The following is a 19,162-nucleotide window of genomic DNA, read 5'->3' as shown; positions in this document are numbered from 1 at the left end:
TTAAGTGAAAAAAGATCATGTGGCTAAATTGGCAATTTCGCGCGTATAAAGTCGGTTTGAATTTTATAAAGGCATAAAAAAAGACGCCGAGGCGTCTTTTTAAATCAGCGTATAATAGCTAATTAAGCGAAGTTAGCGTTCGCGAATTCCCAGTTAACAAGCGCCCAAAAACCTTTAAGGTAATCAGGACGAACGTTACGGTAATCAATGTAGTAAGCGTGTTCCCATAAATCCACAGTTAGGATTGGTGTAACACCTTCGTCTGTAAGCGGCGTTGCTGCGTTAGACGTGTTTACGATATCTAATGAACCGTCAGCTAGTTTAACTAACCATGTCCAGCTAGAACCAAAGTTATTAACCGCTTTGTCGTTTAATGCATCTTTAAACGCGTCAAAAGAGCCCCATTTAGCGTTAATAGCGTCAGCGATAGCACCTGTTGGCTCGCCGCCGCCATTTGGAGATAGACAGTTCCAGTAGAAAGTGTGGTTCCAAATTTGTGCAGCGTTGTTAAATACGCCACCTTCAGATGAACAAACAATCTCTTCTAAAGATTTGTTTTCAAATTCAGTACCTGGAATTAAACCGTTTAATTTAACAACGTAAGTGTTGTGGTGCTTACCGTGGTGATACTCAAGAGTTTCTTGTGAAATATGAGGCTCAAGTGCATCAATTGCATATGGTAGTGACGGTAGTTCAAATGCCATTTTTTTATCTCCATCTTCTTTTGGTTGATAACTCGCTTGATAGTACGTAATGCCTGATAGAACAGACCACTTACCTATACCAAACGAAAATATAGTGTTACTATAATTGTTGAGTATTTTACTCAAGTTTAAGCAAACAGCAATGCTATTGCTAAAGACTATTTCAATTGCGGCTTTATTTGCCCATTTTAAGTTATATATCTGTGGCCACAATGATTTATTTCAAGCCCTAGGTATATCAAGCTATCGTCATTTTGAGGTTGTAGATGGAAACCATTGATAAAATTAAACAGCAGATTTCAGAAAACCCAATTATCCTTTACATGAAAGGGTCGCCTAAATTACCAAATTGTGGTTTTTCTTCACAAGCGTCACAAGCTCTAATGTCATGTGGCGAACCATTTGCCTATGTTGATATTTTACTTAATCCAGATATTCGCGCTGAGTTACCAGCATACGCAAATTGGCCTACTTTCCCACAGCTTTGGGTTGAGGGCGAATTAGTAGGTGGTTGTGACATTATCATTGAAATGTTTCAACGTGGTGAATTACAGCCACTGATCACTGAAACTGCAGCTAAGTATAAAGAAGCTGACGCAGAGTAATTGCTACTTTGCTAGATTATTAAAGCCACGTTTTACGTGGCTTTTTTGTGCCTATATATAACTTTATTACGTCTTAATTTCTTGAACAGCCCATCAGTGGGTGATTATTACCATTAATCTGTGCTCAATAGTTTGCAAACTCACCCCTTGCTCCTTGTTTAGGTGCACCTAGTCAGGATAAGTAAGCAACAAGCTACTTAATATAAGCGCGAATTTTAATTAAAATAGGAGTTTTATATCAATGCGCTATAAGACGTAATCATTTTGCGGGGCTAAACGTGTCGCTATCTGCGTTAAATAATTCTTTTTTAGAACAACTAAATAGCGAGTTTTTTGCCCAGCTATCAACACGTTTTTCCAGCCTTACAATAGTTCGCTCAATCAAGCGAATTGGCATTAAATAAAAATTCACTACATCTGCACTAAAAACGACACCACAATTAATAACTATACTAATGAACGCTAAAAAAGCGTGATCCTAAACCTCTAATTTATTTAAAACGCATTAAACTATCTAAATGTTAACTGAACCCGTAGGAAATTAGTGAATATTTATTCATTGGTTTGGTTCTTTACGTTTACGTAAAGGGTATTGCTTTAACGCCTTTGTTTTTACAAAATGTTAAAATTGACACCAGTGTCATGAAAAAATAACGCGCAAATAAGCGCTAAATGTTAAAACTTATGGGTGAAAAAGAAATCTTGCCTTGAAGTGAGAAATATTCAAGAATGTGAATATGTATTCAAAATAATATTGACTCTATTTACTATAGAGGCTAGTTTTGTGCGTCTGTTAGCAAATCGTCGAGCAGTTCATTCACGTTAACAGTGCAGCAAGGGAGGGGTCTATGTTATACGACTCAACATTAGAAAAAGATAATTGTGGCTTTGGCTTAATAGCCCAAGTAAATGGTCAAGCTAGTCATCGGCTTATTCGTACAGCTATTACTGGACTTGATCGCATGCAGCACCGCGGTGGTATTTCTGCCGATGGTAAAACAGGTGACGGCTGTGGTTTATTACTACAAAAACCTGACAGTTTTTTCCGTGCTATTGCGAGTGAGCATAATTGGCACTTAGGTAAAAATTACGCCGTAGGCATGGTTTTCTTAAATTCAGATCCCGTTTTAGCACAAGCTGCAAAACAGGTTTTATGTGAAGAATTAGAACAAGAAACACTTAAAATACTCGGTTGGCGTGAAGTGCCTACTGACCCTTCAATGCTAGGGCCAATTGCTACACAGCAATTACCTGGTTTTGAGCAAATTTTTGTTAGTGCGCCTGAAGGATGGCGTTCTAAAGATTTAGAGCGACGTTTATATGTAGCACGTCGCCGTGCAGAAAAGCGTTTAGCAGAGGATGAGTCGTTTTATATTGCGAGTTTATCGGGGTTAGTGACTATCTATAAAGGCCTTATGATGCCTGCAGATTTGCCTAACTTTTATTTAGACTTAGCTGATATTCGTATGACCAGCGCTATTTGTGTATTCCATCAGCGTTTTTCTACTAATACTCAGCCGCGTTGGCCTTTAGCACAACCATTTAGGTATTTAGCGCATAATGGTGAAATTAATACCATTGAAGGTAACCGCCAATGGGCTCGTGCACGTTCGTATAAGTTTTCATCGCCACTTATTCCTGATTTACAAAGTGCAGCGCCGTTTGTAAACGAAACTGGCTCTGACTCTTCAAGCTTAGATAACATGCTGGAGCTGTTTTTAGCCGGTGGCATGGATTTATTCCGTGCTATGCGTATGCTTGTGCCACCTGCATGGCAGAAAAACCGTGCTATGGATGATGACTTACGCGCATTTTACGACTTTAACTCTATGCATATGGAACCGTGGGATGGCCCTGCGGGCATTGTTATGTCTGATGGGCGTTTTGCAGCCTGTAACCTTGACAGAAATGGCCTGCGTCCAGCGCGCTATGTTATTACTCAAGATGGCTTTATTACACTTGCCTCTGAGGTAGGGATTTGGGATTACACTGCAGATGAAGTGGTTGAAAAAGGCCGTGTAGGGCCAGGTGAGCTGTTAGTAATTGATACTAAATTAGGCAAAATTTGGCACTCAGACGAAATCGACCAAGATTTAAAATCGCGTCATCCTTATAAGTCATGGCTTGAAGAAAACGTTAAACGTTTAACCCCGTTTGAAGAGCTTACCGAGCAAGATGCGGGTAATCGCTCATTTGATGACGAAACACTTGTTAAATACCAAAAAATGTTTGGTTACACTAACGAAGAGCTCGATAGTGTTATTCGCGTAATGGGTGAAAATGGCCAAGAAGCAACAGGCTCTATGGGTGATGACACGCCATTTGCAGTACTTAGCGAAGGGCATCGTTCATTGTACGATTACTTCCGCCAAAAGTTTGCACAAGTGACTAACCCGCCAATCGACCCGCTGCGTGAAAACCACGTAATGTCACTGGCAACGTGTATTGGTAGTGAGCAAAACGTATTTAATGAAACCACAGGCCACGCTAAGCGCCTACAGTTTGATACGCCAATTTTAATGTATGCAGACATGCAGCAGCTACTAAATGCCGATGACGAGCATTACAGCTACTGTAAAATTGATATTACATACACAGCAGAGGAAGGTTTAGAAAAAGCGGTTGCACGTATTTGCGACGCTGCACAAGAAAAAGCAGCAGCCGGCTGTGTAATGCTTATTTTATCTGACCGTAACTTTAGCGAAACCCAATTACCAATTCCTGCTGCTATGGCGGTAGGTGCTGTACAAAAACGTTTAGTAGATAATAACTTACGTTGTGAGTCTAATATTATTATTGAAACGGGTAGCGTACGCGATGCACACCAATTTGCCGTATTACTTGGTTTTGGTGCAACCGCAATTTACCCATACCTTGCATACGAGTCACTGGTTGCGATGAGCGACAGTAAAGTGATTGATAAGTCGTACTGCGAAGTGACGCTTTCGTACCGAAAAGCCATTAATAAAGGCTTGTACAAAATTATGTCTAAAATGGGCATAAGCACAATTGCATCGTACCGTTGTTCAATGCTTTTTGAAGCGGTTGGTCTATCTGATGCTATGGTAGACATGTGCTTTAAAGGTGTGGCAAGTCGTATTAAAGGCGCCTGTTTTAGCGATTTTGATATTGATCAGCAAAAGCTACATAAACTTGCTTTTAGTAAACGTAAGTTACTGAGCCATGGCGGTTTATTAAAATACGTTCACGGTGGTGAATACCACGCTTACAACCCAGATGTTATTCAAACGCTACAAAAGGCCGTACGTTCAGGCGATTATAAAGACTACGCAGCCTATGCTGATTTAGTTAATAACCGTCCTATTGCAACGCTGCGCGATATGTTAGCGCTTAAATTACCTGAAAAAGGCATTAGCATTGATGATGTTGAGCCGGCTGAATTTTTATACCAGCGCTTTGACTCTGCAGCTATGAGTATTGGTGCACTTTCGCCTGAGGCGCATGAAGCGCTTGCCATTGCAATGAACCGCTTAGGCGGGTGTTCAAATTCTGGTGAAGGTGGCGAAGATAAGCTGCGCTACAACACCGAGAAAAACTCACGTATTAAACAAGTTGCCTCGGGTCGTTTTGGTGTAACGCCACACTACCTTCGTAATGCGGATGTAATTCAAATTAAAGTGGCGCAGGGTGCTAAACCTGGCGAAGGCGGGCAGTTACCAGGCGAAAAAGTAACGCCGTATATTGCAAAGCTTCGTTATTCGGTTCCCGGTGTAACATTAATTTCACCACCACCGCATCACGATATTTACTCAATTGAAGATTTAGCCCAGCTAATATTCGATTTAAAACAAGTAAACCCAGAAGCGATGATATCGGTGAAGTTAGTATCTGAGCCGGGTGTAGGCACAATTGCCACAGGTGTAGCTAAAGCGTACGCCGACTTAATTACTATCTCAGGTTACGATGGTGGTACTGGTGCAAGCCCATTAACGTCAGTTAAATACGCGGGTAGCCCATGGGAGCTTGGCCTTGCAGAAACCCAGCAAGCGCTTGTTGAAAATGGTCTTCGTCACCGTATTCGCCTGCAAACAGATGGTGGTTTAAAAACAGGTTTAGATATCATTAAAGCCGCTATTTTAGGTGCAGAGAGCTTTGGCTTTGGCACAGGCCCGATGGTGGCGCTAGGTTGTAAATACTTACGTATTTGTCATTTAAATAACTGTGCGACCGGTGTTGCAACGCAAGATGAAACACTTCGTCAAAAGCATTACCACGGCTTACCAGAAATGGCGATGAACTACTTTAAGTTTATAGCCCAAGAAGCACGTGAAATTATGGCAAGCTTAGGTGTTGCTAATCTAACTGACTTAATTGGCCGTTTAGACTTATTAGAAGCGATTGAAGGTAAAACAGCGAAGCAAAAGAAAATAGATTTATCGTCTGTAATTGCTCAGCCAAATAACCCAACGGGCGAAACCTTATTTTGCAGCGCACCAAATAGCTCGCATTATTTAGGTGAACTTAACGAAACGTTACTAGGTAAAGCGCAACAAGCGATTGATACCTCATCGGGTATTTCGCTCGTGAGCCGCATATGTAATACAGACCGTTCAGTGGGCGCAATGCTGTCGGGTTACATAGCTTCTAAGCACGGCAATCAAGGTATGGCTGCAGATCCAGTATCTATTGAGCTACATGGTACAGCAGGGCAATCATTTGGTGTTTGGAATGCCGGTGGCCTTGAAATGACCCTTATTGGCGATGCAAACGACTACGTGGGTAAAGGCATGGCTGGTGGTAAGCTTGTTATACGTCCACCACTGGGATCATCGTTTGAAAGTCATAAAGCAACCATTGCTGGTAACACATGTTTGTACGGTGCTACGGGTGGTAAGTTATTTGCCGCAGGCTGTGCTGGTGAGCGTTTTGCAGTGCGTAACTCTGGCGTGCAAGCCGTTGTTGAAGGCGTGGGTGATAACGGCTGTGAATACATGACTGGCGGCGTTGTATGTGTGCTAGGTAATGTAGGCGTTAACTTTGGTGCGGGTATGACAGGTGGTTTTGCTTATATTTTAGATGAGCGAAGTGACTTTGAAAAACGCATTAATCCAGAGCTTGTAGAAGTAGTAACACTTGATGATTTAAGTTCGCACCAAGAGCATTTGCGTGGCTTAATTGCCGAGCATTTAGAGCTAACGGGTTCATGTCGAGCAGAAACCATTTTAGCTAATTTTGAACTGTACTTACCTATGTTCAAACTAGTTAAACCAAAATCAAGTGATGTAAAAAGTTTACTCGGGCACCGCGCTCGCAGTAGCGCAGAACTTCGTGTTCAAGCGCAATAAGGGGGCAGTATGAGCGAAAATGTATATCAATTTATAGACGTGCAGCGTGTTGATCCGCGCAAAAAACCAATCTCGTCGCGTAAAAAATCTTTCGTGGAAATTTACGAACCCTTTTCTGAGAATCAGGTAAATTCACAAGCTGACCGTTGTTTAGATTGTGGTAACCCTTACTGTGAATGGAAATGCCCAGTGCATAACTACATTCCGCAGTGGTTAAAATTAATTAGAACTGGCCGTATTTTAGAAGCGGCTGAGCTTTCTCATCGTACAAACAGTTTACCTGAAGTGTGTGGACGCGTATGTCCACAAGACAGACTGTGTGAAGGTTCATGTACGCTTGATGAAGAGTTTGGCGCAGTAACGATAGGTAATATTGAAAAATACATTACCGATACCGCATTTAAAATGGGCTGGAAACCAGACATGTCATACGTGACATGGACGGATAAAAAAGTAGCTATTATTGGTGCGGGTCCGGCTGGTTTAGGGTGCGCAGATATTTTAGTGCGTAACGGTGTAAAGCCAGTGGTTTTTGACCGTCACCCAGAAATTGGTGGATTACTTACTTTTGGTATCCCTTCTTTTAAACTTGAAAAAGAAGTAATGCAAAAGCGCCGTGAAATTTTCACCGAAATGGGTGTGGAATTTAAGCTAAACGTCGAAGTGGGTGTAGATATCACTATGGACGAAATTTTAGCTGACTACGACGCGGTATTTTTAGGTGTAGGTACGTATCAGAGTATGCGTGCTGGTCTTGAAAACGAAGACGCGCCAGGCGTACACGACGCACTGCCATTTTTAATTGGTAACACAAATCGCGTTATGGGTTACGATGAAAAAAACCAAGCGTGCATTGATATGGCCAATCAAAAGGTTGTGGTACTTGGCGGTGGTGATACCGCGATGGACTGTGTGCGAACGTCTATTCGCCAAAATGCAGCTAAAGTAACCTGTGCTTATCGTCGTGATGAAGAAAATATGCCAGGCTCTAAGCGTGAAGTTAAAAACGCTAAAGAAGAAGGTGTAAACTTTACCTTTAATGTACAGCCAACGGGTATTGTACTTGATGATAATGGTCATGTTGCAGGCGTTAAAATGGTTAAAACACAACTGGGTGAGCCTGATGAAAACGGCCGTAGCCGAGCAGAAGTTGTACCAGGCTCTGAGCACGTACTTGAGGCAGACCAGGTTATTATGGCGTTTGGCTTTAAACCACACAAAATGGACTGGTTAGAAAAGTATGATGTAGAAATTAACCACTGGGGCGGCATTAACGCACCAGAGCAAGGTGAATTTACTCATCAAACAACTAATCCGAAAATATTTGCAGGTGGCGATATAGTGCGAGGCTCTGATTTAGTGGTAACGGCTATTTTTGAAGGACGTAACGCTGCTGAAGGTATTATGGATTATTTAGAGGTTTAATTATCTCGCTAAGTTTTAAATATAATAAAGGCAAGCCAACTGGCTTGCTTTTTTTTTTGCTTTTTTCAAATAAAAAAGTATTAAAAAATTGTCATTAACCAATAATTAACGTGTAAATCTTGCTTAAAGTACTATTTCAGTACAAACTTGCTGCTAAATTCTTTTTTAAATCCTCGGAAAATGAGCTTTTAAAGCTCGCTTGCAAATAAAAAATAATAATATGAATGCATACTCAGACAACAGAGAAAGAAAGCTAATTGTTCGCTTTTTTTCGACCATCGGATTTATAGCTACCTTCGCTATGGCGTGTAATGCACTGTCTAATGCTGATGTAGTGCTTGGTATTATGCTGCTAGTTTCAGCTGGTTTTTATGCGTGGGCTTTTAGCCTTTACCGCGCAGTCGAAAAATCAGCAACCACCATTTTATATAACCTTTACTGTTTAATGCTGTATTTAGTGATCTCGGGCGGAGCTGAAGGTACTGGGCCAATTTGGATATTTATTGTATCACCGGTGACTTACTCTATTAGAGGCCTTAAAAAAGGAACATTTGATATTGTTGCCTTTTTATTTGCCGTGATCGCCGGCTTTATTATTACAGATAACTTTAATATTTATGATTATCAGCCTGAAGCACTTCCACTAAGGGTGGTCATTTCTTTTATTATTGTTGCTTTATTAAGTGGTTTTTATGAGCGCTCACGCGAAAAATACAATGAAAAAATAGTCGCGCTGAGTCAAAAAAATGAGCGCCTTGCCACAATAGATCACTTAACTGATTTACCTAACAGACGTTTTATGATGAAAGAACTTGCTGAGCTTAAACATCTTCATAAAAAAACTAAGCAGCCTTATGTAATTTTGCTAGCTGATGTTGATAATTTCAAAAACATTAATGATAACTACGGCCACGACTTTGGTGATGAAGCGTTAACCCAACTTGCCAATATTTTAAAAAAGAGCATGCCAAAGCAAGGTATTGCTTCTCGGTGGGGCGGTGAAGAGTTTTTAATTGCACTACCAAACAGCGACAAAGATCAGGGGCAAAGTATTGCAGAAAAAATTCATGCAGAATTACAAAAAAATCCAGTGCGCATGAGTGGGAAATCGGTGGTATTAACTATAAGTATGGGGCTTGTGCAAAGCCAGTTAGATACAACCATAGCCCAAGACATAAAGCTTGCCGACGAGCGATTATACAAAGCAAAAGAGCAAGGTAAAAATAGAACTTGCTCTTAACGCTTGCGTTAGTTAATCCATAGAAAAACTATCAAGGTTGGGGCGGCTTTTACTTTTTCGCCGCTGTAAACTTAAATAGCACATTGCACTGCACAGTATCTGTGCTAATAAAAGTAACCATTGATTATTAGCCACTATGTTGCCAATAATAAACCACTGCCAAACACTCACCGTTACTTGATAAACCAATATAAGTTTTAAAAAGCTAAAGAGTTTTAGCTTAAATTCTGCGTGCTTAAACTTACTAAACCCAATAAGCAAAAAGCTCAAAACAACAAGTAGCCACCCAATAACATGGCAAAAATTTATCAGCATGCTTTGCATTTAAAACGTCTCTCCACTGTTGAAGCAAAAGTATAACTTAGGCGTGCGCCATAATAAGCTCTTTAGCATTTGCTTTAGCGGTTTTACTTATATTATCGCCGCCAAGTAAGCGTGCAATTTCATTAATACGGCCGTCTTTATTTAGGCTGAGCATTTGAGTAAAGGTCTCGCCTTGTGCTATTTCTTTTGCTACAAAAAACTGCTGATGCGCACTACTTGCAACCTGGGGTAAATGGGTTACACAAATAACCTGTGTTGATTTTCCTAGTTGGCGTAGTAACTTCCCTACAGAGGAGGCGGTAGGACCTGATATACCTACATCCACTTCGTCAAAAATAAGCGTTGGCGTAGTCACTTTTTGGGCAATGATCACCTGTATGGCAAGGCTAATACGCGACAGCTCACCACCCGAGGCAACTTTAGCTAAAGGTTGTAATGGCTGCCCAGGATTAGTAGAGACCAAAAACGAGACGCTATCAAAACCTAATGCATTGGGTTGGCGCTCAGCTTCTTGGGTAAGCTGAATTTCAAAGACCCCATTTTCCATTGATAAATTAGCCATGCTTTCACTAATTAATTGATTTAATGTATTAGCATATTTATGGCGACTTTCGCTTAGCTGATCACTGGCGTGCTGGTATGCACTTAGCGCATTAGTTATTTCATCGTCTAATTGCGCCAAACGTGAGCTATTGTTACTAATTGATTCTAGCTCTTGTGTTAAACCTTGATGAAACTCAACCAGCTCTTGAGGTTTTATATGATGCTTACGGGCTAAGTCCATCGCGCCACTTAAGCGCGCTTCTACTTCTGTTAATCTAGCAGGGTCTAAGTCGGCCTGCTCTGCGTAGTTTCTTACTTCTCTGCTTGCTTCTTCAACTTGCACTGCGGCTTCATCTAATAATGCAGCTACACTTGCTAAGCTTTCGTCATAATTTGCAAGCTCGGCAAATTGCTGAGCGCTGTGTTGCAGCATTGAACAGGCATTTTGCTCATCACTTTCGTATAAATGTTGAAGTTCGCGCTGGCAGGCTTCTAAAATGGTTTGGCTATTACTTAGCTTGTAATGTTCGGCTTCTATTTGTTCAAACTCGCCGTCTTGTAAGGCAAACTCATCTAATTCGGCAACTTGGTATTCGAGTAATTGTTTTTGAGCGGCTTGTTGTAATTGCTGTTGCTCAAGCTGTTTAAATTCTTTTTGCAGGTTTGCATATAATTTAAAGCTTTGGCTAACCGCTTTTACAAGCTGATTATGGCCTGCGTAGGCGTCTAGCAGTTGCAGCTGGTGTTCAGCTTTTAAAAGGTGCTGATGAGCGTGCTGTCCGTGTATAGAAATTAAATACTGTCCCAGCTCTTTAAGTTGAGCTGCTGTAACAGCGCTGCCATTAATATAGCTTTTGCTACGGCCATTTTTACATACAACGCGTCTAAGTAGGCATTCGTTGTCGTTACTCGTTAGCATGTGTTGTTCTAAAAATGCTTTAGCAAGAGGAAGGGCAGTTAAATCAAATTGTGCGCACACTTCTGCTTTATCTGTGCCAGGGCGAACCGCCGACGCTTCAGCGCGCTCGCCTAAACACAGTGAAAGTGCATCAATGGCAATCGATTTACCCGCGCCGGTTTCACCCGTGATCGCCGTCATGCCGTTATGCCACTCAGTGCTTAAGTTACTTACAATTGCAAAATTTTTAATTTCTAAACCAATTAACATACTGTTCATCCATCCAGTGAATTAACTGTTAATTTATACAGTGTTTAGGTTTTTTGCAAATTAATTTTTTACTTTTTAAGCAACACTCGCATTTTGAGAAAACTGACTATCAGAGTCAGTACTTTCATCAGAAGGGGTTTCGTCAGTATTTTCAAGGCTTTCGCTTGGGTTTTCAGGTGTGTCAGTTTTAATTTGTACAATCAATGAGGGTAAAATTTCGTGATAAAACGCTTTATTATAAAGTATGCCTTGCTGGGGTAACTCACTCACAAAGTACTGTATATTATCTTGAAGCGCTTGGGCGTTTTCACTTTGCAGTGCTTTTTGAAACTCAATCGAAAGCGTGCTCACTAAGCTGTCGCTAATATCTTCTAAATGTTGTAGGTTTTCATCTGTATGGGGCTGAACCACAAAAAAATTGGCCACAATTGCCTGAATTTGCGCTACATACTTAGGTCTTATTATTTTGGCTTCTAATAAATTGTTTAGCTTGGTTTTGAGGCGAGTGTTTACTTGGGCAACACGTTCGTTAAATTGTTTTTTCTTGGTTTCTAACGCTTTTTTTCTATTGTTTTCAACTCTAATATACGCGCCAAGCAAAGTGATAAGTAATAACAAAGCAAAGATAACAACATAAGTCATTGCTAGATATTCCTAGTTTGATTAATTTTTATTTGTCTTGTATTTTGCGCTAAAGCACTACGCTTGGCAATAAAATTAGTATAAACGGCTGCCCCAATTAAGTTTAGTACGTAAAACGTTGTAGTAAGAGTAGTTTTTTGGGTGAATTAAGCGCAGTTTTCTGTCGGCTTTTTTAATAACCACTTCATCACCGGGTAAAACGGCAAGCACTACATGGCTGTCGCAACTGACTTGTAAGCTGTCGGTGTTCTCAAGGCTTAACTTTAAGCGTACCTCGTTATCGGCATCAACCACTAAGGGTCTGCTTGATAATGTATGCGGGAACATAGGCACTAACGAAATTGCATTAAGCTCAGGTGTTAAAATGGGCCCGCCACCCGATAAAGAATAAGCTGTAGAGCCGGTAGGGGTTGATACAATTAAACCGTCAGAGCGCTGAGAAAACACAAAGTCGTTATTTATAAAAGCCTCAAACTCAATCATGTGGGCAACTTTGTCGGCATGTAGCACCGCTTCGTTAACGGCTGAATTTGCACTTTTAAGTTCGTTATGGCGATATACTTCTACCTCGAGCAAAAAGCGTTTTTCTTCTAAATATTCGCCGCTTAACACTTGCTCTAGGCTACCTTCAAAGCCTTCTGGGTTTAAATCGGTTAAAAACCCTAAATTACCTCTGTTTACGCCTATTACAGCTACGTCAAAGCGTGCCAGTACGCGTGCAGCACCAAGCATATTGCCATCACCCCCTACAACAATAGCAAGGTCGGCTTGCTCGCCTAAGCTAACAAGGTCAACTTGATGAGTATCAGGGACATCCGATAACTGCCCACCGGTGCGCTTTTCTACAATCACGGTAAAGCCAAGAGCCGATAAAAAAGTATGTAAACGCTGTAACGTAGCCGCAGCTTTAGGGTGGTTTGGTTTACCTATAAGGCCAATAGTTTTAAACGGTGAGTGCATAACGGCTGCAATAAAAAGTAATAATATTTTTGTAGGGTAACTCAAAACAGAAGTGTTTGAAAACACAGATTTACCAATATGATAATGATTCAATTACGCCTGTATATTGCCAAGCTCACCTAAGAGCTGATTATTGGCTCAACAGATTAAATTACCCCTTTAATTTTTATATTTAATGCTTAAAAATAGTTGCAGCAGTGTTTTATTGTAATGCATGCAACAACATATTCACTTAAAGCGTGCTTTAGGCTTGAATTTGTTTTAACTGCCCCGATATCTCTTTCATGCAACAAGATGTAGATAACATGAATATAAACCCGCGAGATCAACAAATTTTTTCAGCAGTGATGAGCCTTTATTGTAATGGTGAAGGGTTACCCGTTCCATCAACAAAAATAGCGAAGCAAAAAGGCATGGCGGTTTGTTCTGCCACGGTACGAAATGCTATGGCGCGACTTGAAAAAGTAGGCTTGTTATATTCCCCTCATACATCGGCAGGGCGTGTGCCTACAAACCAAGGGTTTGATTATTGGTTTGATGAGTTTTTTCCGTTAGCTGAAATAGCTAATTACTGGCAGCCACAACAAGCACAACTTGTGGAGCTGGCCCATGGATTAAGTAAAAAGTACCAAGTATGTTGTTGTGTAGGCTTACCCCAAGCAAGCTCACAACAAGTGTTTAGAGTAGAAGTGCTTGAGTTTGATTCTAACGATTGGCTTGTACTGCTAATAGATAGAGCAGGGCAAAGCCATAATATTTGTATCAACAAACCTGATGATTCCTCAGATGCCGTGCGTTATCAATTTGCAACTTGGTTAAACACAGTATTTAGCCAACAAACCTTAATGGAAGGTTTGTACAGAATGCAAGCAATGGCAAACACCGCACCGCGTAATTGCCATGACTCACTGACACAGTGGACGCGCCAGCTTAGTCATAAGCTTGGATCAGATAACAGTATTGTAGTAGGCGAAAACTATTTATATAAAAAGGTCGATTGCGAACAAAGCTTAAATATTGGCGTTTCATTTTTAAATTTTGTCGAAGATAAACTCGCATTTAAAAACGGGGTATCAGTTTTAAACACTGAAAACTTACCGTTTACAGAGTGTAATGAGCTAATAGTAATTAGTGTGCCGTACTTTCAAAATCAAGAGTATCAAAGCCGCTTTTGCGTAATTTGCCCTAAATCGGCGCAAATTGAACAATTAATCCAAGAATTTAAATTATTAGAGCCATCTAACTCTTGAATCTTTTTATTCAATCCCCATAATTACCGCAGTTGTAAAGAATTGGAGCACGTATTTTATGTCTGAGCAGACACAAAACCCAGAGCAAGAAGTAGAACTAAACGAAGAAGTAGCTCAAATGGAAGCTGATGTTGAAGCAGCAGTAGAAGCCGCAGAGCAACACGAAGCAGACCAAGAGCAAAGCCCTGAAGCTGAAATTGCAATGCTATACGCAGAGCTTGAAGCCGCTAAGCAAACCATTGCGGATCAAAAAGACAGCGTAGTACGCGCCGCCGCAGATGTAGATAACATTCGTCGTCGTGCTGCACAAGATGTAGAAAAAGCACATAAATTTGCACTGGAAAAGTTTGCTAACGAATTACTTCCAGTAATCGATAACCTAGAGCGCGCTATTGAGTTTTCTGATAAAGAAAACGAAACCTTAAAGCCATTGCTTGAAGGTATTGATATGACAGTTAAAAGCTTTAACGATGCGGTTGCAAAGTTTGGCGTTGAAATTGTTAACCCACAAGGTGAGCAATTTAATCCAGAATTCCACCAAGCAATGTCTATCCAACCAAGTAACGATGTTTCACCAAACACGGTACTTGCAGTAATGCAAAAAGGATACACATTAAATGGTCGTTTATTACGCCCTGCAATGGTTATGGTATCTAAAGCAGCAGACGCTTAATTAGTCACTGTTTATAAAAAATGCCTCATTATGAGGCATTTTTTTTGTCTATTTTATAGTGGATTAACTGCACCAGCATAGTTAATAGCACGGCGCTAAACATTAAGCTTGAAAACGGCACAGCACTTTTAGCATGCACCACTGCAAGCAATGGACCAACGAGCGCGCCACTGCCAAAGCGCAGCGTTCCAATAACAGCGGTGGCGGTACCGGTGTTTTTTTCAAACTTCATTAATATTAATGAATCAGCATTACTTGCTGTTACCCCTAGGCTCATCATTAAAGGCGCAATGGCCGCTACAATGTAATATAAAGAAAGCTGCAATAAGCTAAACATAAGCAGTGCCAGCCCAGAGGCAAAGCCACATACAAGCCCTATGTACAGCATTTTTCGAGAGCCAATTCTTGGTACAATTCGGGTATTTAAAAAGTTACCACACATAAGTGCCATGACATTAAATGCGAATAAAATACCAAATAATTGCTCAGATACATTATATAAATCTAGGTATACAAAAGGCACTGAGGTTAAAAAGCAAAAAAAGCCAAACGAGACAAACATAGAGCTTAATATGTCTGCACGTGCATCTTTATTACTAAGTACCGTTTTATAGCTGTTGAAAAACAAGGCTAGGCCTTTTTTCTCATTTTTATGAATGGGGATATCAATTAAATACACTTGTACAAACGCTAAAATTAAAAAGCTATAGGCAGCAAGAACCAAAAATATGGTTGACCATACCGAGAACCCTAAAATAAACGACCCCACAGAGGGGGCAACTAAGGGCGCTACCATCATAATCATAGATACATACGACATGCCTTTAGCGGTGTTTTTTTGATAAATATGCCTAATTACGCCAGGCACAACCACCGTAGCTGCCGCGCCGGTGAATGCTTGCACGGCTCTAAGTACCCAAAAGGTGTGTATTTCGGTGGTAAAAGCCAGCGCAAAAGAGCTTGCACCAAATAAGGTTAAGCCAATACGGGCTAGTTTTCGTCGTCCGAGTTGATCGGCAATAGGGCCAAAAAATAACATGCCTAGCGAGTAGCCAGCCAAATAAATACTTAGCGAAATTTGTACATTTGGCATAGTGGTTTGTAAATCGTTCGCAATAACCAACATGGCCGGTAAGTACATGTCTATAGCCAGCGGCGTAATAGCAACAATACTGGCTAACAAAGGTAACAAAATTCGGGTATTAAAAGACGAGGCCGAGGCGTCCATGTAGTCACTCAACATTCACTAAAAACAAGGCTTATAGTGTAACAGGGCTATGCAAGGGTATAAACTTAGTTTGTCTGGCAAGGTCATTTATTTATTAAAAATAAAAAGCGGCGTAATAAAGAGCAAAGATTCTAAACTGGCACCGTGTTTGCTATTCTACAACTAATAAAAATTAAAGACTTGAAGGAAACACCATGAAAAAACTAGCCCTTGCCTTACTCGCAACCGCAGTTTTAGCCGGCTGTAAAACATCGCCTACGGGGCGTACTCAAATAGCCCTGTATTCAGAGCAACAAATGAGTGAAATGGGCACCGCAAGTTTTGCTCAAATGAAGGAGTCACAGCCAATCAATAAAGATGCAAAAACCAATGCGTATGTAAATTGTATTGCTGAAAAGGTCGTGGCTGTTTTACCAAAAGAATACGCCTCACAAAATTGGGAAGTCGTGGTATTTGAAGATGAGTCGGCAAATGCCTTTGCATTACCAGGTGGCTACATAGGTGTTCATACGGGGTTATTAAAAATAGCCACCAATCAAGATCAGCTTGCAACCGTACTAGGGCACGAAGTAGGCCACGTTATAGCAGAGCATTCAAATGAGCGTGTATCGCAAAGCTCAATTTTAGATACCGGTATGCAATTAGGCAGCGCAGCGCTTGAAATGGGCAACGTACAATACCGCAACGAAATTATGCAAGGTTTAGGCTTAGGGGCGCAGTACGGCGTAGTTTTACCATTTAGCCGTTCACACGAATCAGAGGCCGATACCATTGGCTTAGATTTAATGGCGCAGGCTGGCTTTAACCCACAAGAGTCGGTAACGCTTTGGCAAAATATGAGCGCAGCAGGCAGTGGTAGCACACCTGAGTTTTTATCTACTCACCCTGCACCGAGCAATCGAATTAATAATTTACAAGCACAAATGAGCGAAGCACTTAGCGAGCAAAGTACGGCTAAATCGCAGGGTAAAAACCCGCAATGTACGCTGTAAATTAGTTTTATATAAAAAGCCCCTGTAAGCAGTTTACTTACAGGGGCTTTATTTTATTAAGTATCAAGCTATTAATCACTTAGTGCTTGTTTAAACACTGCCTTAAATCGCTCAAAATCTTCTACTTGCGGTAAATGACCTAAATTATCAAGCTCAAACAGTTGCGCATCAGGAATGAGCGCAGCAGCGTGTTTTCCTAATTTGTCGTAACGCCCCAGCTGATAATCTATCCCGTCTTTTTTCCAGTTTCGGCCAGGGCCTGTTCTGTCACGCGTACCAATAATTAATTTAACGGGCACGGTTAAGTCTTTAAATTCAGTGATCACCGGTTGGGTGAAAATCATATCGTAGGTTTTAGCGTTAACCCAAGCAATTTGCTCTTTATCTGGGCCTTGTATTTGCCCTGTAATAAAGTCGGTTAATGCTGAATACTGGGTATTCCATTGACCATCGTAGTAGTTTTTTTGCTGGTACTTTTTAACACCTTCGGGCGTTTTGTTAAGCTCATTTTTATAAAAAAAGTTGGTGTCTTTGTATTTTACATAGTGTAAGTAGTTCTCAAGCCCTATTGGATTAAGCAAAATCAGTTTAGTGGTTGTATCTGGGTACATTAGTGCAAAACGGCTCGCTAGCATTCCCCCCATAGAGTGGCCAACAACAATCGACTTTTCAAGTTTTAGCGAGTCCATTAATGCATGTGTATGATGCGCAAGCGCCGCAAATGAATATTGATAGTTAGTGGGCTTTGAAGATTTACCAAAACCAATTTGATCGGGGATCAGCACCCCAAATCCAAGCGACTGTAAGTAACGGGCTGTGGGGCTCCAGTAGTCGGCATTAAAGTTTTTACCGTGCATTAGCGTCACTGTTGGCATATTTTTTTGCGTGGGTTTTAAATAAATATACGCCATTTTTAGTGATTGCTTTTGTGATGCAATATCAAAATAATTTACTTTAAAATCATACTGGTAATTTGTTAAAAGTGCATCGTAAGAGAGGGTTTTAGAGGGTTCTGTACTACTGGCAAATGCATTATTAGTAAAGGCTAATAATGCAGACAAACAAATAACTTTAATCGCTGGCATTTCCTTACTCCTATTAAAGGCAAGCACACGGCTTTAATTAAAGTAAGACAATAACTAAGTATTAAAGGCTGTTCAATTAAATAGTTTTCATGGCAAAAAAAAGAGCACTGTTTAAGTGCTCCGTTTAAAAGTAATGTTGACTCTGTTTTACACTGTAAGGGCTTAAAAAGTCCACTCAACGTGTATTTGTGGAACCGATTCAGTGACCTCAGTGCCTAGCTTGTTATGCCAGTATTGCAGTTCCATACCCAGTAATAGGGTGTTTTCTTTCATCTCTAACGCGTGGCCCATATCCCATACTAAAATAGGCTGTGCAAGTATCCACGCTTCTACGTCGTTACCAAACTCATCTTCGCGCTCTGCAATGTACTCAGCGTGTCCTTTAAAGCTAAATTTTTGCGAGCCTAGGGTAAACGGGTATTCAAAGGCTACATCAAACATCCAGCTGTTAGTTTCAATAGGGGCACCGCCTTTGGCTACGCCTTCACTGTCATCAATATAGGCAGTGACAAGTGTTTGAAAAAAGTTGAACCCAGGTACATCCCAGCTTAATTTAACACCCGGTAGGTATTTCATCATTTTGGCATCGCCAGCAACGTTAATTCCGCCAGTAAGGCCTACATCTAATAATGCACCAGCGCCAATTTTCTCACCGCTAATAGCCGATAAGCTTAGCGTTGAATACCATTCGCCGTAAAAGTCGCTATCTTGGTAGCCGTCGGTTGTATCGTCTTTGCTGTAATCAATAAAGAAAAAGTTATCACCGTAATCATAGCCCGATGCATGTTGCAGCGAGTAAACAGTAGTGTCTGATTCTTGGTTGGTAAATGGGTTTTTTTGGTCGCCATTATTAACATGTAATGCGGTACTGCTCCAATTAGCAGCAAGGGCAGAAGATGATAAAGCGATTGACGTAAGGGTAACGAGGGGAAGTATTTTTTTTAATTTCATAATCTGTATTTAACTATAATTTCAGTGACACGCGAAAGCGCGCATTATAGCACAAGGTATTGATTT

The 19,162-nt window shown here is 40.8% G+C and carries 14 protein-coding genes; 7 read left to right on the top strand and 7 right to left on the bottom strand.

Going from position 1 to position 19,162, the window contains the following annotated elements; all coding sequences use genetic code 11:
- Positions 1 to 122: 122 nt before the first annotated feature.
- Entirely contained in the window at positions 123 to 704 is a 582-nt protein-coding gene (locus tag MTF68_RS03520; RefSeq protein WP_004588111.1) for a Fe-Mn family superoxide dismutase, read from the bottom strand.
- A 266-nt stretch (positions 705 to 970) separates the two neighbouring features.
- Here MTF68_RS03520 and MTF68_RS03515 point away from each other — a divergent pair, with 266 nt between their 5' ends.
- The 4 genes from MTF68_RS03515 to MTF68_RS03500 all read left to right on the top strand — a co-directional run bounded on the left by MTF68_RS03515 (position 971) and on the right by MTF68_RS03500 (position 9,280).
- Positions 971 to 1,309 (top strand): Grx4 family monothiol glutaredoxin, encoded by a 339-nt coding sequence (locus tag MTF68_RS03515; protein WP_004588110.1) that lies wholly within the window; start codon positions 971 to 973, stop codon positions 1,307 to 1,309.
- An 848-nt stretch (positions 1,310 to 2,157) separates the two neighbouring features.
- The gene (gltB, locus tag MTF68_RS03510) at positions 2,158 to 6,615 is read left to right on the top strand and encodes a glutamate synthase large subunit (RefSeq protein ID WP_024033372.1); all 4,458 of its coding nucleotides are present in this window, start codon (positions 2,158 to 2,160) and stop codon (positions 6,613 to 6,615) included.
- A 9-nt stretch (positions 6,616 to 6,624) separates the two neighbouring features.
- Entirely contained in the window at positions 6,625 to 8,040 is a 1,416-nt protein-coding gene (locus tag MTF68_RS03505) for an FAD-dependent oxidoreductase (protein WP_004588108.1), read from the top strand.
- Positions 8,041 to 8,260: 220 nt separating this feature from the next.
- Entirely contained in the window at positions 8,261 to 9,280 is a 1,020-nt protein-coding gene (locus MTF68_RS03500; protein WP_248461676.1) for a GGDEF domain-containing protein, read from the top strand.
- A 361-nt stretch (positions 9,281 to 9,641) separates the two neighbouring features.
- Here MTF68_RS03500 and recN read toward each other — a convergent pair whose 3' ends face one another.
- The 3 genes from recN to nadK all read right to left on the bottom strand — a co-directional run bounded on the left by recN (position 9,642) and on the right by nadK (position 12,917).
- Complete coding sequence (gene recN, locus MTF68_RS03495) at positions 9,642 to 11,315, bottom strand: DNA repair protein RecN (RefSeq protein WP_024033375.1); 1,674 nt, start codon at positions 11,313 to 11,315, stop codon at positions 9,642 to 9,644.
- A gap of 75 nt (positions 11,316 to 11,390) precedes the next feature.
- Entirely contained in the window at positions 11,391 to 11,957 is a 567-nt protein-coding gene (locus MTF68_RS03490; protein ID WP_096041509.1) for a hypothetical protein, read from the bottom strand.
- A 75-nt stretch (positions 11,958 to 12,032) separates the two neighbouring features.
- The gene (gene nadK / locus MTF68_RS03485) at positions 12,033 to 12,917 is read right to left on the bottom strand and encodes an NAD(+) kinase (RefSeq protein WP_004588103.1); all 885 of its coding nucleotides are present in this window, start codon (positions 12,915 to 12,917) and stop codon (positions 12,033 to 12,035) included.
- Positions 12,918 to 13,201: 284 nt separating this feature from the next.
- Between nadK and MTF68_RS03480 the strand changes: the two genes are divergently transcribed.
- On the top strand, positions 13,202 to 14,167 hold the full coding sequence (locus tag MTF68_RS03480) for an HrcA family transcriptional regulator (RefSeq protein ID WP_054983110.1): 966 nt from the start codon (positions 13,202 to 13,204) through the stop codon (positions 14,165 to 14,167).
- A gap of 58 nt (positions 14,168 to 14,225) precedes the next feature.
- Complete coding sequence (gene grpE, locus MTF68_RS03475) at positions 14,226 to 14,840, top strand: nucleotide exchange factor GrpE (RefSeq protein WP_024033377.1); 615 nt, start codon at positions 14,226 to 14,228, stop codon at positions 14,838 to 14,840.
- Positions 14,841 to 14,868: 28 nt separating this feature from the next.
- Here the strand turns inward: grpE and MTF68_RS03470 are convergent, their stop codons facing one another.
- A complete protein-coding gene (locus MTF68_RS03470; protein WP_248461675.1) occupies positions 14,869 to 16,068 on the bottom strand; it encodes a Bcr/CflA family multidrug efflux MFS transporter in 1,200 nt (399 codons plus the stop codon).
- 194 nt (positions 16,069 to 16,262) lie between these two features.
- Here MTF68_RS03470 and MTF68_RS03465 point away from each other — a divergent pair, with 194 nt between their 5' ends.
- Positions 16,263 to 17,060: a M48 family metallopeptidase gene (locus MTF68_RS03465; RefSeq protein WP_024033379.1), complete on the top strand. Its 798-nt coding sequence runs from the start codon at positions 16,263 to 16,265 to the stop codon at positions 17,058 to 17,060.
- Positions 17,061 to 17,131: 71 nt separating this feature from the next.
- Here MTF68_RS03465 and MTF68_RS03460 read toward each other — a convergent pair whose 3' ends face one another.
- Together MTF68_RS03460 and MTF68_RS03455 are read right to left on the bottom strand one after the other, a co-directional pair.
- Positions 17,132 to 18,145 (bottom strand): alpha/beta hydrolase, encoded by a 1,014-nt coding sequence (locus tag MTF68_RS03460; protein WP_248461674.1) that lies wholly within the window; start codon positions 18,143 to 18,145, stop codon positions 17,132 to 17,134.
- A gap of 162 nt (positions 18,146 to 18,307) precedes the next feature.
- On the bottom strand, positions 18,308 to 19,096 hold the full coding sequence (locus MTF68_RS03455; RefSeq protein WP_248461673.1) for a nucleoside-binding protein: 789 nt from the start codon (positions 19,094 to 19,096) through the stop codon (positions 18,308 to 18,310).
- Between the last annotated feature and the right edge of the window lie 66 nt (positions 19,097 to 19,162).

Origin of the sequence: Pseudoalteromonas sp. 2CM37A (genome assembly GCF_023161885.1) — a bacterium.
Lineage (GTDB): Bacteria > Pseudomonadota > Gammaproteobacteria > Enterobacterales > Alteromonadaceae > Pseudoalteromonas > Pseudoalteromonas atlantica.
This window is presented reverse-complemented; position numbering and strand designations above follow the sequence as displayed.

Coding starts and splice junctions, on each gene's coding strand:
- MTF68_RS03520 (WP_004588111.1), bottom strand. CDS start 704: ATGGCATTTGAACTACCGTCACTACCATATGCAATTGATGCACTTGAG.
- MTF68_RS03515 (WP_004588110.1), top strand. CDS start 971: ATGGAAACCATTGATAAAATTAAACAGCAGATTTCAGAAAACCCAATT.
- gltB (WP_024033372.1), top strand. CDS start 2,158: ATGTTATACGACTCAACATTAGAAAAAGATAATTGTGGCTTTGGCTTA.
- MTF68_RS03505 (WP_004588108.1), top strand. CDS start 6,625: ATGAGCGAAAATGTATATCAATTTATAGACGTGCAGCGTGTTGATCCG.
- MTF68_RS03500 (WP_248461676.1), top strand. CDS start 8,261: ATGAATGCATACTCAGACAACAGAGAAAGAAAGCTAATTGTTCGCTTT.
- recN (WP_024033375.1), bottom strand. CDS start 11,315: ATGTTAATTGGTTTAGAAATTAAAAATTTTGCAATTGTAAGTAACTTA.
- MTF68_RS03490 (WP_096041509.1), bottom strand. CDS start 11,957: ATGACTTATGTTGTTATCTTTGCTTTGTTATTACTTATCACTTTGCTT.
- nadK (WP_004588103.1), bottom strand. CDS start 12,917: ATGCACTCACCGTTTAAAACTATTGGCCTTATAGGTAAACCAAACCAC.
- MTF68_RS03480 (WP_054983110.1), top strand. CDS start 13,202: ATGCAACAAGATGTAGATAACATGAATATAAACCCGCGAGATCAACAA.
- grpE (WP_024033377.1), top strand. CDS start 14,226: ATGTCTGAGCAGACACAAAACCCAGAGCAAGAAGTAGAACTAAACGAA.
- MTF68_RS03470 (WP_248461675.1), bottom strand. CDS start 16,068: ATGGACGCCTCGGCCTCGTCTTTTAATACCCGAATTTTGTTACCTTTG.
- MTF68_RS03465 (WP_024033379.1), top strand. CDS start 16,263: ATGAAAAAACTAGCCCTTGCCTTACTCGCAACCGCAGTTTTAGCCGGC.
- MTF68_RS03460 (WP_248461674.1), bottom strand. CDS start 18,145: ATGCCAGCGATTAAAGTTATTTGTTTGTCTGCATTATTAGCCTTTACT.
- MTF68_RS03455 (WP_248461673.1), bottom strand. CDS start 19,096: ATGAAATTAAAAAAAATACTTCCCCTCGTTACCCTTACGTCAATCGCT.